The sequence below is a fragment of the Actinoallomurus acanthiterrae genome (genome assembly GCF_054775715.1).
Map to the genome: position 1 here is coordinate 280,667 of NZ_BAAHCO010000001.1, position 15,544 is coordinate 296,210.

The 15,544-nt window shown below is 71.3% G+C and carries 17 protein-coding genes and 1 pseudogene; 2 read left to right on the forward strand and 16 right to left on the reverse strand.

All coding sequences use genetic code 11. The features are described from left to right. Positions 1-142: 142 nt before the first annotated feature. From ACYVF7_RS01495 to ACYVF7_RS01505, 3 genes are all read right to left on the reverse strand, one after another. Complete coding sequence (locus ACYVF7_RS01495) at positions 143-430, reverse strand: YciI family protein (RefSeq protein ID WP_460333625.1); 288 nt, start codon at positions 428-430, stop codon at positions 143-145. A 122-nt stretch (positions 431-552) separates the two neighbouring features. Further along, positions 553-1,029 (reverse strand): hypothetical protein, encoded by a 477-nt coding sequence (locus tag ACYVF7_RS01500; protein WP_460333628.1) that lies wholly within the window; start codon positions 1,027-1,029, stop codon positions 553-555. Next, complete coding sequence (locus ACYVF7_RS01505) at positions 1,026-1,517, reverse strand: RNA polymerase sigma factor (protein ID WP_460333631.1); 492 nt, start codon at positions 1,515-1,517, stop codon at positions 1,026-1,028. The genes ACYVF7_RS01500 and ACYVF7_RS01505 overlap by 4 nt, the downstream gene beginning before the upstream one ends. An 81-nt stretch (positions 1,518-1,598) precedes the next feature. On the opposite strand from ACYVF7_RS01505, the gene ACYVF7_RS01510 reads away from it, so the two are divergent. After that, a complete protein-coding gene (locus ACYVF7_RS01510; protein WP_460333634.1) occupies positions 1,599-2,747 on the forward strand; it encodes an FAD-dependent oxidoreductase in 1,149 nt (382 codons plus the stop codon). Here the strand turns inward: ACYVF7_RS01510 and ACYVF7_RS01515 are convergent. From ACYVF7_RS01515 to ACYVF7_RS01575, 13 genes and pseudogenes are all read right to left on the reverse strand, one after another. Continuing rightward, positions 2,744-3,348 (reverse strand): annotated as a pseudogene (locus ACYVF7_RS01515) (response regulator). The gene ACYVF7_RS01510 and the pseudogene ACYVF7_RS01515 sit on opposite strands and share 4 nt — an antisense overlap. Before the next feature lie 32 nt (positions 3,349-3,380). Continuing rightward, entirely contained in the window at positions 3,381-4,541 is a 1,161-nt protein-coding gene (locus ACYVF7_RS01520; RefSeq protein WP_460333637.1) for a sensor histidine kinase, read from the reverse strand. Next, positions 4,541-5,284, reverse strand: coding sequence for an ABC transporter permease (locus tag ACYVF7_RS01525; protein ID WP_460333640.1), 744 nt, complete (start codon positions 5,282-5,284; stop codon positions 4,541-4,543). Before ACYVF7_RS01525 ends, ACYVF7_RS01520 begins: the two co-directional genes overlap by 1 nt. Positions 5,285-5,313: 29 nt before the next feature. Continuing rightward, the gene (locus tag ACYVF7_RS01530; protein ID WP_460333643.1) at positions 5,314-6,195 is read right to left on the reverse strand and encodes an ABC transporter ATP-binding protein; all 882 of its coding nucleotides are present in this window, start codon (positions 6,193-6,195) and stop codon (positions 5,314-5,316) included. Positions 6,196-6,264: 69 nt separating this feature from the next. After that, entirely contained in the window at positions 6,265-6,942 is a 678-nt protein-coding gene (locus ACYVF7_RS01535; RefSeq protein WP_460333646.1) for a response regulator, read from the reverse strand. Beyond that, complete coding sequence (locus tag ACYVF7_RS01540; RefSeq protein ID WP_460333649.1) at positions 6,939-8,051, reverse strand: sensor histidine kinase; 1,113 nt, start codon at positions 8,049-8,051, stop codon at positions 6,939-6,941. Before ACYVF7_RS01540 ends, ACYVF7_RS01535 begins: the two co-directional genes overlap by 4 nt. Before the next feature lie 368 nt (positions 8,052-8,419). Beyond that, entirely contained in the window at positions 8,420-9,010 is a 591-nt protein-coding gene (locus ACYVF7_RS01545; RefSeq protein ID WP_460333652.1) for a septal ring lytic transglycosylase RlpA family protein, read from the reverse strand. Between the two features lie 176 nt (positions 9,011-9,186). Beyond that, complete coding sequence (locus ACYVF7_RS01550) at positions 9,187-10,293, reverse strand: ferritin-like domain-containing protein (protein ID WP_460333655.1); 1,107 nt, start codon at positions 10,291-10,293, stop codon at positions 9,187-9,189. A gap of 68 nt (positions 10,294-10,361) precedes the next feature. Continuing rightward, positions 10,362-11,330, reverse strand: a complete 969-nt coding sequence (locus ACYVF7_RS01555; RefSeq protein WP_460333658.1) for an ArsR/SmtB family transcription factor — start codon at positions 11,328-11,330, stop codon at positions 10,362-10,364. Between the two features lie 125 nt (positions 11,331-11,455). Then, positions 11,456-12,313 carry an NAD(P)-dependent oxidoreductase gene (locus tag ACYVF7_RS01560; protein ID WP_460333661.1) on the reverse strand — a complete coding sequence of 286 codons (858 nt, stop codon included), beginning with the start codon at positions 12,311-12,313 and terminating at the stop codon, positions 11,456-11,458. A 118-nt stretch (positions 12,314-12,431) separates the two neighbouring features. Next, positions 12,432-13,160 carry an IclR family transcriptional regulator gene (locus ACYVF7_RS01565; RefSeq protein WP_460357741.1) on the reverse strand — a complete coding sequence of 243 codons (729 nt, stop codon included), beginning with the start codon at positions 13,158-13,160 and terminating at the stop codon, positions 12,432-12,434. A 675-nt stretch (positions 13,161-13,835) separates the two neighbouring features. Next, positions 13,836-14,102, reverse strand: a complete 267-nt coding sequence (locus ACYVF7_RS01570) for a hypothetical protein (RefSeq protein ID WP_460333664.1) — start codon at positions 14,100-14,102, stop codon at positions 13,836-13,838. A 75-nt stretch (positions 14,103-14,177) separates the two neighbouring features. Next, the gene (locus ACYVF7_RS01575) at positions 14,178-14,789 is read right to left on the reverse strand and encodes a hypothetical protein (RefSeq protein ID WP_460333667.1); all 612 of its coding nucleotides are present in this window, start codon (positions 14,787-14,789) and stop codon (positions 14,178-14,180) included. A 438-nt stretch (positions 14,790-15,227) separates the two neighbouring features. Here ACYVF7_RS01575 and ACYVF7_RS01580 point away from each other — a divergent pair, with 438 nt between their 5' ends. Beyond that, complete coding sequence (locus tag ACYVF7_RS01580; protein WP_460333670.1) at positions 15,228-15,428, forward strand: hypothetical protein; 201 nt, start codon at positions 15,228-15,230, stop codon at positions 15,426-15,428. Positions 15,429-15,544: the final 116 nt, after the last annotated feature.

Genomic DNA, 15,544 nt, shown 5'->3' on the forward strand with positions numbered 1-15,544 from the left:
ACCCGGCATAACGCCTGAATGCCGCCGACGGGTGAGGGTCTTTTTCTGCGCTGTACGCTCAGGCGGGAAAGTTATCGTCTGGCGAGACGGCGCAGAACGGGGGCAGCCGTCCCGGAGGGAAAGGAGCCCCCCGGGGGGCGCGTCAGCTCTTGAGCTCCTCCAGGCCCGTTGCCACCAGCAACGGTGTGAACTCAGTGATGCCGTACTCGGCGACGCCGTTGATGAGGTACGGGTCGGTGGCGAGGATGCGGTCGAGTTCTTCGGCGGGCATGTCGGGGACGAGGTAGATCCCGCCGACCAGGGGGACCTGGCGTCCGGCGACGAGGAGCAGGCGTCGTGCGATGAGGTCCTTGAGCCAGTCGCCGTGCGCCGGGCGCAACGGGTCCACGTCCTCCAGTGGTGCGGTGTAGGTCACCGTGACGATGAACATGCGCGAATTGTCGCAGAAATGGATCATGAAACGGTATCGCGTTAGTACTGCGTCGGCCGACCGGCCGAGCCGCTCCTGACGCCGAATGTCGCGGGAGAGTACGAACGCAGATGCCCCGGAACTCAGGGCCCATGGTCGGTGGCGAGTCTTTCGATCGTGTGGAGCTCCTGGTCGATTTTCGCGAGAGCGGCGCGGCGGTCAGGTGTCCGGCTTGGACCGGGGGTCTGCACGCGTCGGTGTTCGAGATGGGCCAGCAGGGTCTCGCCGCCCAGGCGGCGGGCGGCGAAGGCGACGACGACTGTGGCGGACTGCATCAGGCACCAGCCTGGCCGGAGCCTGGCGTCCATCGCGTCCTCGCGGCCATCGGTGTCCTGCACCAGCAGGCGCAGGAACTCGCCGCGTTGCTCGATGACACGTACGTGGGCGACACCGGGTTCGTAGCGGGGGAGGGCGTGTTCCAGGTCCGCGATGACCTGCCACACGGTGTCGAAGGGGGCGGCGATGCGGCGCTGCCGGACGGCGGCGCCGGGCAGGGCGGCCGCGAGAACGGCGAGGCGGTCGATCGGGTCGATGTCGGGGCGCGCCACGGGATCGGTCACGATTCCCACACCTCCCGGAACGCGGCCCTGGCTCGATGCAACCGGGATTTCACGGTCCCCGTCGGGATCCCCAGAGTGGTGGCGATCTCTTGTTCGCTGAGGCCTTCCCGGGTGCGCAACACCAGTACGACGCGCTGGGAGACCGGCAGGCGCGCGAGGGCGTCGTCGATGTCCACCAGCCCTTCGCGAGAGGGGTCGTAGCGGTCCATGAGCGTTCCCTCCGCGGGGACCTCCAGGTCATGCCGGCGGGCGAGCCGGATCGCCGTCCGGACGGCGACCGAGCGTACCCAGGTCATGATCGCCTCAGGGGCGCGCAGCGAAGGCAGGCCCCGGAAGATCGCCAGCAGGGCTTCCTGTGTCGCATCGTCGGCCGCCGCCGGGGCGATCCGTGCGCACAGTCGGCGGACATAGGGGGCCAGCTCGTCGAGAAGCCGGTCCAGCGCGAGCGCGTCCCCCTGCTGAGCCGCCGCGACGTTCTCCGGGTCCACGTTAGGAAAGTTAGCCGGAACCTCCCAAAGGTTCCCTGCCACTTTCCCGTTAGGAGGACACCACACAGAGAGGCCTCTCTTGTGACACCAGACCTGATGATCGTCGGCGCGGGGCTCACCGGGCTGACCGCCGCCATCGAGGCGGCCGAACGTGGCCGGCGGGTGGCCGTCGCCGAGGCACATTCCCAGCCGGGTGGGCGGGCACGCTCGCTGGCGGCTCCCTACCGGGCCAACGCCGGTCCCCACGCGATCTATGTGGACGGGCCGTGGTGGGCCTGGCTGGAGGACCGCGGCCTCACGCCGCCCATCGTGGAGGCACCGCGCCTTCCCGGCCTCGTCCGGGCCGGAGGCCGGTTCGGCCCCTGGCCGGCCGAGCTCAGCGCGGCCATCGCCGCGCTGCCCGACGAGGCGCCGGCAGCGGAATCGTTCCGCGCATGGCTGCTCCGGCACGTCGACGCGAAGACGGCGGAGGCGATCGTCGGCGTGGCCTTCATCTTCACCTTCGACCACGACCCCGGGCGGCTTTCGGCCGCGTTCGCCCACGAGCGCCTTCGCCGGGCGCTGGCCGGCGGTGCCCGGTACGTGGCCGGTGGATGGTCCACCCTGGTCGATCTTCTCGTCGAGCGAGCCGCCGGTCTCGGCGTGCGGATAGAGACCCAGACCCGGGTACCCGACCTGCCTGCGGGCCCGACGATCCTGGCCACCAGCCTCGCCACAGCGCGCCGGCTGACCGGCGACCGATCGCTCACCTGGACCAGCGCGCGCGTGGCAACGTTCGACGTGGGCCTGCGGGCCGACGGCGGCCCGGACTGGTTCCGGGTGATCGACCTGGATGACCGGATCTACGCCGCCCGGTACAGCCTCGCCGACCCCACCCTGGCCCCGACCGGGCATGACCTCATCCAGATCGCGGCCGCATGCGGCCCCCGCGAGCGAAAAGCCGACGTCGAACGCCGGGTGCGGCGTCTTCTCGACCAGACCTGGCCCGGCTGGCGCGCTGCGGTGGAGTGGGACCGCAGCGCCATACGCACGGACTGCACCGGGGCCGTGGACCTGCCCGGGACGACATGGCACGACCGCCCGGCCGTCAGCCGCGGCAATGGCCTCACCGTGGCCACGGACCAGTCCGCCGCGCCCGGACTGCTCGCCGAGGTCGGAATCGCCGCTGCGCGACTCGCCCTCCAGCAGCTCAGCGAAGCCGGGAGTCACGACAGGGCGTTGCAGTATTAGAGCCAGCCCTGGCGTTGGGCGGTGCGTACGGCCTCGATGCGGTTGCGGGCGCCGGTCTTGCGGATCGCGGCGGACAGGTAGTTGCGCACCGTCCCCTCCGACAGGTGCAGTTTGCGCGCCACGTCGCCGATGGTGGAGCCGTCGGCCGCGGCGGCGAGTGCCTCGCGCTCGCGGGGGGACAGGGGGTTGGGCAGGCGCTGAGCGCGGCGGCGGCGAGCGCCGGGTCGATCACCCGTTCGCCGGCCAGGACGCGGCGGATCGCCGCCGCCAGCTCCCGGGCGGGGCTGTCCTTGACCAGGAACGCCGACGCGCCCGCCTCCATGGCGCTGCGCAGGTAGCCGGGACGGCCGAACGTCGTGAGGATGATCACGCGGCAGCCGGGCAGCGCCTCGCGGAGGGCGGCCGCGGCGTCGATGCCGTTCCGGCCCGGCATCTCGATGTCGAGCAGCGCCACGTCGGGGCGCGTCCGGGCGGCGACGGTGAGCGCCTCGTCGCCGTCGGCGGCCTCGCCGACCACTTCCATGTCGTCCTCGAGGTTCAGCAGGGTGGCGAGCGCGCCCCGGACCATGCCCTGGTCCTCGGCCAGCAGTACGCGGATCATCCCGTCATCCCCTCGGACATCCGATGACCCTCTCACGCGGGCGAGGCCGGCGCGTCGAGCGGAGCGCGTACGAGCAGCCGGAAGCCTCCGGCCGGGCCTGGACCGGACTCGAGCGATCCGCCGACCTCGGCCACGCGTTCGCCGAGCCCTGTCAGCCCGTTACCCTCCGTGGAATCGGCCGGACCGGACCCGTCGTCGACGATCTGCAGGACGGCGCCTTCGTCTCGGCGGGTGATCGAGATGCCGGCGGTACGGGCGCGGGAGTGCCGGACGATGTTGGTCACGCCCTCGCGGACCGCCCAGGCGAACAGGTCGTCGAGTCCGTCCGGCAGCGGCGTGCCGGAGGTGCTGATGGACGGCTCGATGTCGGCGGCGGCCAGGACGCCGCGGGCGTTGTCGAGCTCCTCGGCGAGGCTGCGCCGCCGGTATCCGCTGACGGCCTCGCGGACGTCCGTCAGGGCCTGCCGGGCGACCGTCTCGATGTCCTTCACCTCGTCCAGGCTCCTGGCCGGGTCGCGGTCGGCGATCCGTACCGCGACCTCGCTCTTCAGGACGATCAGTGAGAGCGTGTGGCCGAGCAGGTCGTGCAGGTCGCGGGCGATGCGCAGCCGCTCCTCGTTCGCGGCCAGCCGGGCGACCTCGCTCCGTGCCTCCTGCAGTTGGACGATCAGCATCCGGCTGCCCCGGAAGCCCAGCAGGATCAGGCCGATGCTCAGCGTCTGGAAGCTCAGGAAGGCGAACGTCGTGCCGGGCACGTGCGTCGCCAGGCCGAGGGCCGCCGTCAGCGCGGTGGCGGCCAGGACGCCGCGCATGGCCCACGCGGGCGGCAGCGTCATCGCGTAGGCCACGCCCAGGTAGATCGGCAGGCCGACCCACTGCCCCCCGAGCAGAAGCGGGAAGACGACCGCCATCGCCGTGACGATCCCGAGCAGGACCCAGGTGCGACGACGGGTCTCGGTGCTCCCCAGCCTGTTGCTCATGGCCAGGGCGAGGAAGAACCCGACGAACACCACCAAAGCGGTCAACGACGCCGCGATGTGCGCCGTTGACCGGTCGTGCCGCAGGAGGTCGGCCAGGGGCCAGAAGAAGAGGTAGACCAGGCCGGAGGCCATCCACATGAGGCGGCGCATTTGGGGCCACTTGGCGCGGGACCACGGGTCCGTGTCCCCGCCCTGCGGAAGGAAGATGCTCATCAAGAGCGCACGGTAGCGCGGCGGTACGCCGCGAGGGCGAGGACGCCGAGGACGAGGCCCCACCCGGCCAGCACGAGCCCGTCCGAGGCGGACGGCATGTGCCCGCCGACGATGCTCCAGCCCAGCCCGGCGAACCGGTTGGAGGGCAGCCAGTGCGAGATCTGCCGCAGCGCCTTGGGCAGCGTGTCGACCGGCATCCACAGCCCGCCGAGGATGGACAGCGTGAAGTAGCAGACCAGCGTCACCGGCTGGGCGGCGTCGGCGCCGACGAGCGAACCGATCAGCGTGCCGAGCGCGGCGAACGGCAGGGTGCCGAGCCACATCACGACGATCATCCCGGCCCACTCTCCGGCCGACAGGTGGACGTGCTGCGTCAGCACACCCGCGAGCCCGACCAGGATGATCGCCGGAAGCGCGAGGAACATCGACGCGATGATCTTCGCGGTGATCACGGCCCAGGGGCGCAGCGGGGTCACCTGGAGTTGCCGGAGCCAGCCGCTCTGCCGTTCGAACGCGAGCCGGGCCCCGGTCGTCGTCAGCGCGGCCCCCACCGCGCCGTACGAGGCCATCGACACGAGCAGGTAGGCGCGAGCGCCCAGATTCGTCCCGGAGACGGAGCCGGAGCTCTTGCCGTAGATGTTCGCCCACAGGAGGTAGAAGGCGACCGGGATGGCCATGGTGAAGAAGATGAAGCGCCGGTCGCGGATCGTGCGCCGGATCTCCACGCCCAGGTAGCGGAGCATCGCGTAGGTCCTTTCCGAAAAGCCGGTGGTCAGCGGTCGCGTGTGAGGGAGACGAAGGCGTCCTCGAGATCGGCGCCCTTCACTTCCAGGCCGGTGACGCGCAGGCCCGTGGCGTACAGCGCCTGGACGGTCGCGTCCGGGTCGGTGGTCCGCAACTGCGCGAGGGGCCCGCGGATGTCGACCGTGTGCACGCCCGGCAGCGCGTCGAGCCCGGCCGTGGGCTGGTCGCCGATCGTGAACTGGACGGTGCCGGTGCCGACCATCGCCTTGATCTCCTGCGGGGTGCCGTCCGCGACGACCCGGCCCCGCGCGATGACGATGACCCGGTCGGCGTTCTCGTCCGCCTCCTCCAGGTAGTGGGTGGCGAAGAGGATCGTCCGGCCGGTGCCGGCGTAGTCCCGCATGCTCGCCCAGAACGACCGGCGGGACTCCACGTCCATCGCCGCCGTGGGCTCGTCCAGGACCAGCAGCCGGGGCGCGCCCGCGACGGCGATCGCGAACCGTACCCGCTGCGTCTGTCCGCCGGACAGCCGGTCGATCCGGCGTCCGGCGATGTCGGTCAGGCTCGCCAGCTCCAGGACCCGCTCCAGCGGCATCGGGTCGGGGTACATGCTCCGGACGAAGGAGACGACCTCCCGGACGGTCAGGCCGGGGACGAGCACGCCGTCCTGCAGCATCGCGCCGACCTGGCCGCGCTTGACGGCGGTGTCGGGGGTGTCGCCGAAGAGGCGGACCTCGCCGGCCGTCGGCCGTACGAGGCCGAGCAGCATTCCGATCGAGGTGGACTTGCCGGCCCCGTTCGGGCCGAGCAGTGCGACGGTGCTGCCGGCGTCGATCGTGAGGTCCAGCGCCTCGACGGCGCGGACCGTTCCGTAGCTCTTGGACACCCCGGTGAAGGCGATCGCGTTCATGCCATGAACGCTAGATTCCCGCCGGTCAGCGCCCTAGTGCGCTCGATCCTCGGTTCGCGATGACATTTGTCATCGCCGTTCCGGTGACCGAGGTCGTACGAGCCCCTTGTCGTAGGCGAAGATCACCAGCTGGACCCGGTCGCGGGCGTGCAGCTTCGTCATGATCCGGTGCACGTACGTCTTGGCGGTGGCGGGACTGAGGTGCAGCTTCGTCGCGATCTCCTCGTTCGTCAGGCCGATGGCGATCTGCAGCAGGACCTCCCGTTCCCGCTCGCTCAGAACGTCCAGGTCCTTGGACCCCGGCTCCGGCTGCTGCGGCTGGGACGCGAACTCCTTGATCACCCGGCGGGTCAGTCCCCGGCCAAGGAGCGCCTCCCCGGAGGCGACGACCCGGATCGCGTCCAGGAGGTCGTCCGGATCGGTGTCCTTCAGCAGGAACCCGCCTGCGCCGGCCCGCAGCGCGCCGAAGATGTACTCATCGTGCTCGAACGTCGTGAGGATCAGGACGTGCACGGTGGACAGCGCCGGGTCGGACGTGATCCGGCGCGTGGCCTCGATGCCGTCCATTCCGGGCATCCGGACGTCCATGAGGACCACGTCGGGCACCGTGGCGCGGGCCATCTCGACGGCGCGGGCGCCGTCGGCCGCCTCGGCCACGACGTGCATGTCCTCGGTCGAGTCGATGAGCATCCGGAACCCCGCCCGTACGGTGGTCTGGTCATCGGCCAGCAGGACACGAATCGTCATCGGGAAGCCTCCTTCAGCGGCAGGCGTGCGTGTACGCGGAATCCGCCGCCGGGCAGCGCCGTGGTGTCCAGGCGGCCCCCGATGGCGGTGACGCGTTCGCGCATGCCCTGGATGCCGATGCCGCCGCCCTCGACGATGGAGGCCTGAGCGCCGTCGTTCACGACGGTGACATCCAGGTGATCGTTTGCACAGATGACGGCGACGATGACCCTGGTGACGCCTTTGGCATGCCGGTTGATGTTGGTCAGGCTCTCCTGGACGATGCGGTACACCGTGAAGCCGATGATCGCCGGGATGCCCCGGTCGGTCAGGGACTCCTTCAGCGTCACCGGCAGGCCGCTCAGCCGGGACTGCTCGATGAGCGCCTCGAGGCCGTCGAGTCCGCGCTCGGGTTGTTTGAGCGGTTCGGTGCCCTCCCGCAGCAGGCTCAGCGTGCTGCGGATCTCCCGCAGTGCCGAGTTGCTGACCTCGCTGATCGTCCGCAGGGCGTCCCGTCCCGCTCGCTGATCGCGTTCGATGATCCGGGAGCTCACGGAGGACAGGACATTGATCGACATGAGCGCGTGGCCGACGATGTCGTGCAGTTCCCGGGCGATGCGCACGCGCTCCTCCGCGACCCTGCGCCGCGCCTCTTCCTCGCGGCCGCGCTCGGCGCGCTCGGCCCGCTCCTCGACGTCACGGACGTATGTCTTCTGCGTCCGCACCCACGCGCCGGTGAGGACCGCGAACACCACCCAGCCGAGGTTCACGACGTTGTGCAGGGTGTACGACGGGATGCTCTCGGCGACCTGGGCGACGGCGAACCCGATCAGGATCGTCAGCACCGCCGCCGCCAGCGCCACGCTGCGGGAGCAGTAGCGGCCGACCGCGTAGAGGGCGACGAAGGTCGCCGGGGTGACGGGGTAGGACCGCCGCAGCAGCACCGACAGTATCCACGTCAACAGCAGGCACCCGGCGAGTGTTATCAGTGGGAAGCGTTTCTTCGCGAGCAACAGGGCGGCGTTCGCGGCGCCGAGCGGAAGCGTGAGGTGCAGATTGCCACTGCTGTGAATGTAGGGAATGAACACCGCGAACACCCCGACCGACAGAATCACGTCGGCCGGACTCACGCGTCCTGGGGCCCTTGCGGGCGACCCCCTCACAGTCACATTCCGATCATCGGTCGATACTTGCCTTGCCAACCCCAAAAGAGGGCAAAGCCGCAGGTCAACCGGGGGTGTACGGGGAAGTGTCAACCAGAGGTGGACGGAATGCCGCTTCCGTCTCACGTACCGTAGCTACTGCAAGAACACGGACCACCCTATACGGCCGACGCGTCGCGATGAATTGGGGGATTCAACGGGGGACGCGATGCGATGGCCGGATCCGCAGGCTTGGATCTGTACCCGTCCAGGCCGCAGGAAGGTGAACGTCCGCGGGTTGAGCTTCTTTGGGGGAAGGGGCCTACCCGCGGGCGTTCACTCATTTGTGGACTTGCTCAGATTCCCCCCAGCACTTCGTACCGTACCGGGATGACGCCCGAGAGCACCCCGCCGACCGCCCGCATCGCCGCCGTGGACAGGTCCAGGCAGCGGCCGGGCACGAACGGCCCCCGGTCGTTGATCCGTACGACGACGGACCGGGCGTTGCCCAGGTTGGTGACGCGGACCAGCGAGCCCATCGGCAGCGTACGGTGCGCGGCGGTCAGCGCCTGGGGATCGAACGGCGCGCCGCTCGCGGTCGCCGGGCCCGTCCCGTAGAACGACGCCTCGCAGCTCCCCTGGGCCACGACCTCGGTTCGCGCCGTACGGCGCGTTCTCTTCCTCGCCGTACGGTGCCGCGTGGACCGGGCCCGGAGCGGACCGCGGCGCTGCGCCCGGCTCGCCCGGCTGGCCCGTTCGGGGGCGATCAGCGGGGCCGCGGGGGCCACCGCCGCCCCGACGTCCGCCCGGGGCGCGGACCGGCCGGACCCGATCAGCGTCGCGACGGCGGCCGCGAGCAGGGCGGCGGCCAGTCCCGCGATCGCGAGCAGGCGCGTACGGAGATGCGTGAATCGATGGACTCGGCGATGTCGGCCCGAACCACCCACAGAGCGTCCTTCGGTAGGGGACAGGACCTCGGGCCCCGGCCGGCGGCCGGCAGGGCCCGAGCGGCGCCGCGCCCGGAGGCGCCACGCACAAGTCCCCGACGATAGGGGTAACGTTCGGTGATCGCGGGTAACTCACCGTTTTCGGCAGGTGTCCCGCCGGTGCGAATCGGAGTGGGCTACTCCGCGGCGCCGTCGGCGATCGCCGCGTGGACCTCCGCCCGGCGCTCGGCCAGCTCGCGCTCGTTCTTGAGCCGGTCGACCTCCTCGGCGATCTCCTCGTCCTGCTTCATCAGCGCGACGAGGTCGCCCTTGGCGGCGTCGAGCACGCCCATGTCGGCGTACGCCTTCTGCACCTTGTCGCCCCACAGGCCGATGTCGCGGACACACGGGACGATCCGGCTGAACAGCAGCGACTGGTACAGCGAGTAGATCGGCCCGTTGTCGACGTACTCCATGCACTCCTTGACCGGCATCCCGAGGTTCTCGAAGATCTCCCTGCCCTTGAACCGGTCGCGCATCAGGTAGCAGCCCTCGACGACGAAGTCCTCGCGCTCCCCCCGCTCCTTCGACGTGAGCTCGGCGTAGTAGTCCTTCAGCGCCAGCCGGCCGAACGCGACGTGCCGCGCCTCGTCCTGCATGACGTACGCGAGGAGCTGCTTGACCAGCGGGTTGGTCGACATGTCGCGGTAGAGGCCGAAGGACGCCAGGGCCAGGCCCTCGATGAGGACCTGCATGCCGAGGTAGGGCAGGTCCCAGCGGCCGTCGGTCAGCGACTCCTCCAGCAGTTTCGCGAGGTCCTGGTTGATCGGGTAGTACATGCCGAGCTTCTCGTCGACGAACTTCTTGTACAGCTCGACGTGCCGGGCCTCGTCCATCACCTGGGTGGCGGCGTAGAACTTGGAGTCGAGGTCGGGCACCGACTCGACGATCCGCGCGGAGACGGTCAGCGCGCCCTGCTCCCCGTGCAGGAACTGGCTGAACAGCCAGGCGCCCTGGTGGCGGCCGAACTCATCGCGCCCGTCCTGGGGCATGCGTTCCCAGATGTCGGATCCGATGAGCGGGTTGAACTCGTCCGGCAGGCCGGCGACGTTGTTGACGTCGACCGGCAGGTCCCAGTCGATGCGCTTCTGAGCGTCCCACTGCTTGTCCTTTCCCTTCTGGTACAGGGACAGCAGGCGGTCACGGCCGTCGTCGTACTCCCACGAGAACCGCGCGGCGCCGGCGGCGGGCACCTCCCACGTCATCTCGGGGACAGGAGTGGTGTAGCGGTCGCGCATCGACATCGGGGGACCTCCCGAGGGGTTGGCTTTACATTTGTTGGTAGCACGTAAAGCAGATCGCGTCGAGGCCGTTACCGGAACATGTCCATCAGGCTCTCGCCGCGCGCGGTGCGCGACACCCGCACCTGACGTCCGCTCCGCTCACGCTGGACCAGGCCGATGGCCGCCAGCCGCTCGCAGTGGTACGTGACCGCGCTCGGCGCCAGTTCCGTGAGGGCCGCCAGCTCGCCCATCGTCCGCGGCTGCGCCAGGACGCCCAGCACCTGGGCGCGCACGGGGCCGAGCAGAAGCTCGAGGGCGTCCTCGCGGACCGACTCGGGCTCGCCGCGGAGCAGCCGATCCACGCCCGGCATCGGATAGCCGATCCACACGGCGTCCGTCCGGTCGAAGTTGCAGATCAGCGCGCCGTCGCCGGACAGCATCGGGACCAGCACGAGCGGCCGGTCGCCGAGCTCGAACCGGGTCGGCTCCGGGTCGCTGATCCTCAGGACGCCGTCCTCGTACCGGCTCCGCGGATGCAGTCCGCCGAGGACCACGTCGAGCCGGCCGCGTACCGCCGCGGTGCCCACCCGCTCGACCTCGCGGTGGAGCAGCGGGCGGGCCTGCTGCCACAGCGGCCGCACCGCCGACCAGGCCTCCCTCGTGGCCTCCGCGTGACTGTGCAGCCAGTGCCGCGGGCGCTTAGCCACCGACCCCCAGTCCGCGGGCGGGCGTCCGCCGAAAACACTTTCCACATCCGACCGGAGCTCGTCGGCGGAGATGTCATGCAGCCGTTCGATGAGGTCCGTGACGGGAGCCTCCGCGACCGGGTTGATCGGCGTCACGGACTCCGGCACCACGGAACGCCCCGGCGCCACGATGGGCCGGATCGCCGCCGCGTTGGCGGGCGAGATCGTGCTGCGGATCCGATGGCGCCAGCGTTCCGGGGCCCCTCGGCGCCGCCCGAAGGCGTCGGTCGTGAGAGCCAGCACCGAGATGTACGGATCGAGCGCCACGCGGACACGTGCCGCGTCGAATCCCCCGATGTCGAGTTCGGTCATGGCCGGCTGAGTTCCGAGCACCGTTTCCCCGTTCCGTGTTCTCATCCGGATCTGGGACGTATGCACCCATGATGGGGTTCCGTGATCGCTCACGGGGTGGTCACTGGAACATCGCTTCGGGCGGTTCAGGTCCCGCGCGCGGCGAAATAGACGGCGGCCATGTCCTCGTCGCCGTGGCCCAGCTCGACGGCGCGGCGCATCTGGTCGCGTACGGCCTCGGCGACCCGGACATTCGCCCCGGAGGACCGCCCGTCCGAGGCGACGAGGGCGGCGTCCTTGGCGGCGCTGGTCGCCTTGAAGCTCGGCGTCAGCTCACCGGCCAGAATCGCCTTGCCCTTCATCTGGGCGTACTGCGAGTCGAGCGATCCACCCGCGATCGTCTCGAAGAACAGCCGCGGATCCAGGTCGAACGCCTCCGCCAGCGCGACCGCCTCGCCCGTGGCTGCGGTCAGCGCGAGGACCCAGCTGTTCAGGACCAGCTTCATGCGCGACGCCTCCGTGCCCTGGCCCAGCCACACCGTACGAGAGCCGATCGCGCCGAACACCTCCTCCGCGCGCGCGTCGCGTGGCCCGGAGGCGAGGACGATGAGCGCCCTCTCCTCGGCCGGCTTGCGGGTGCCGAGCACGGGACAGTCGATGAAGGGCACGTCGCGCTTGCCAGCGAGGTCCGCGAGGCGGTCGGCGGCCGCAGCCCCGACGGTGCTCATCTGCGCCCACACCGCCTCTTCCTCCATCGCCGGGAGCACACCGGCCATGACGTGCTCGACGGTCTCGCCGTCGTGGAGCATGGTGATGACGACGTCCGCGCCGTCGGCGGCCTCGGCGGGCTCGTCGCACACCCGTGCGCCGTCCGCGGCGAGAGGCTCGGCCTTGGCCCGCGTGCGGTTCCACACGCGTACCAGGTGCCCGGCGCCCAGCAGGTTGCGGGCGATCGGCTCGCCCATGATCCCGGTCCCGAGTACGGCGACGGTGAGCTCGTTCATGGCGTGGCTTTACCCAGAGTGCGGCGTGACGACCCGGGGTCCGCCCGATATTTCGGGCTTTGGCGGGGCTCAGGATCTCGGGCCCCAGCGGGGCTAGGATCTTGGGCCCCAGCGGGGCTCAGGCCGACAGGCGGCGGGCGAGCTGTCCGGCGGTGCGGCGCATGATGGGCACGACATCCTCAATCACCTCGTCGGTGAGGCGGCCGTGCGGCCCGGACACCGAGATCGCGACCCGGGTGGGCGTGCCGGTCACCGGAACGGCGACGCACCGCACGCCGATCTCCTGCTCCTGCTCGTCGAGGGCGTAGCCGCGCTGCCGGATGCGCGCGAGCTCCTCCATCAGCGCGGCCGGGTCGGTGATGGTGTGCGGGGTGTACGCGGGCATTCCGGTACGGGTGATGATCTCCCGGGCCATCGGCTCGGGCAACTGCGACAGCAGGGCCTTGCCCACCCCGGTGCAGTGCGGCAGGACACGCCGGCCGACCTCGGTGAACATGCGCATCGAGTGCCGGGACGGGACCTGCGCGACGTAGACCGCCTCGTCGCCCTCCAGCAGCGCCATGTTGGCCGTCTCCCCGACCTCGTCGACGAGCTGGGCGAGCGCCGGCCGCGCCCACGAGCCGAGCAGGCGCTCCGACGTCTCACCGAGCCGGATCAGCCGTGGCCCGAGCGCATACCGTTTGGACGGCTCCTGGCGGACGTATCCGCGGTTCACCAGGGTCCGCATCAGCCGGTAGATGGTCGGCATGGGCAGCCCGGAGACCTCCGTCAGCTCGGTGAGGGCCAGCTGGCCGCCCGCGTCGGCCAGGTGCTCCAGCAGTTCGAACGCGCGCTCCAGCGAGCGCACACTCGACGCCGAGCGCTCCGCCTGGGGCGTGGTCGCCCGTGTCTCCCCGCCGGGGATCACCGCGGGACCCGGTTCCTCATCCGGGGTCGCCACTCGAACTCCTCTCGACACCTGCTCGGAAGTGTAGAAAGAACTTGTCTCTTCGCCGAAACGATCGCCTGGCAGTGGTTACGGTCGGCGATCTTGCGGTAGGAGTGGGAGCGATCACCTCACGGGCTCCCGGCCCGTCCCCCCGGAGGCAGACCGGCGTGCGTCTGGGGGTAGCTCGATGAAGGCGGTTTCCAGGAAGGTTCTGACCGCGATCGGTACCACCGCGATGACCGTTCCGGCGGTCACGTGGTCGGTCCCGCTGCCGGGGCAGGTCTCGTCCGCCTCAGCGGCCACCGCTCCGGTGGCCGCGTCGCCCGATCCGTCCGTGGTCGGCCGTGAGGTGCGTCTCGAGCCGGGCCGCGAGGTACGGCTCGAGACCGCCGTGCGCGTCGTCGCGGTGATGCCCGGGGCGGTCGACTACGCGGTCACGGTACGCCCGGTCGGCGGCCCGGCGATCGGCGCGCGGCTGGTACTGACGACCGTACGGCCCGCCGCCTGGGATGACTCCGAGACCGACTGCGTGACCGCCCGGTCGGAGACCGTGCTCGGCTGCGACCTCGGCGACCTGACGGCGGCGCGAACTCTTTACGTGTCGGTACGGACGGGCACGTCCGTGCCGATGCAGCCGCCCATCACAGTGGAGGCGAGCGCGGTCAACGCCCCGCGCCGTTCGATGCTGGCACTCCAGACCGTCCGGCTTCCGGCCGACGGTTCGCTCACGCCGTCCGTCTCCACGGCGGCCGACTCCGCTCCTGAGCAGGGCGCGGAACCACCGTCCGGCTCGACCGGCCCCGGCGGCTCCGCGGTGGCCCCGTCCACCGCCTCGTCGACACCCGCATCCCTCGATCTCACCGGGCACGCCGCCTCCCCGGCCGCCCCTTCAGCATCCAACGGACTCGCGCGCCCGGTAAGTCCGGCTGCGGGCAGTCATGGGGGGCCGATCGCCCCGGCTTCGGGCAGCGATCCTGCGCGTCCGGCCGGCTCGGCTGCGGGCGGCAGCCATGGGGGTCCGGCCGTACCGGCGGCCTTGTCGGCTCCGCGAGCGGCCGGCTCTCTTGGCGCGGCGGCCTCATCGCCGACGGTGCCGCGAGGGGGTGCCGCACCTGGACGGGTGCCCACGGCGGCCTCGCCGTTGGTAGTGCCGCGAGGGGGTGCCGCGCCTGGACGGGTGTCTACGGTGGCCTCGCCGTCGGCGGTGCCGGGAGGGGGTGCCCGCGGCGGGCGGACGTCCGGTAACGCGGCTCCGGCGAGTGCCGGGTCTGCCGCCCCCGGCGTGGCGGCGGGAGACGCGCGCGCGAAGATGGCACGACGCAGGGCCGGCGCGGTGCCGCCGGTTCTCCCCGCGGGCGGTGTCCAGAACGGCCGGCCCGCGCGACTCGCCGCGCCGGCCGGGGCACACCCCGCCGCTCCGGCGCCGGCCCCGATCTCCGCGCCCGTCTCGACCCCGGCGGTGGGCGCGCCGTCCGCAGCCCCCGCGGTACAGGCACCGGGTGGCGCGACGAACACCGGCACGCCCATCAGGTCGGCCAAGTCCGCCAAGCACGCAAAGCATGCCAAGTCCGCCAAGCACAGCAAACACGGCAAACATGGCAAGCACTCCAAGCACGCGCACCGCGCGGTACCCGCCGTGCCCAACGGGCCGGCCGGATCCGCCGGTGCCGCAGGGACGGGCAACCCTGCCGGACCGGGCTCACCTGCCGCCCCGACTGGGGCCCGTGCCCCGGTCGCCCCTGCTGGGGCCGGTGTCCCGGTCGCCCCCGCCGGGGCGGGTGTCCCGGTCGCTCCGGCCGGGGCGGGTGTCCCGGTCGCCCCGCCTGGAGCGGGTCTCCCGATCGCCCCCGCTGGGGCGGGTGCTCCGCCGGCCCGCCGAACGCACCCGGAGCGGCATCGCCATTCACCCAGCCGGCTGTGCCGCTGCTCCCGAGCCTCGCTCCGGCCGTCACGCCGACGGCGTCCCGACCGGCGGGCACTTCCGAGTTGACGGACGTCGCTCCGGCCGGGGCACTGCGGTCGGCGGGACGGCGATCCTGGACGGCGGCGCTCGGTATCGCCGTGGTCGTCGAGGCGCTCCTGCTGTGGCTCGCCGGTCTGATCATCGTGCGGCGCGAACACCTGACGCTGCCGTTCCGGAAGTGGATCCGCGCGGTGCGGGCGAAGAGCCCCGAGCCGACGCGCTGAGCGCGGCGGCCGCACGCCCGGTTTCGGCCGGGCCGTTCCGCGCGATGACAGAGACGCCGCGGGCGGTCGGTGTTCACGCGCCGACCGCCCGCGGCGTTCGGTTCATTGCGTGAAAC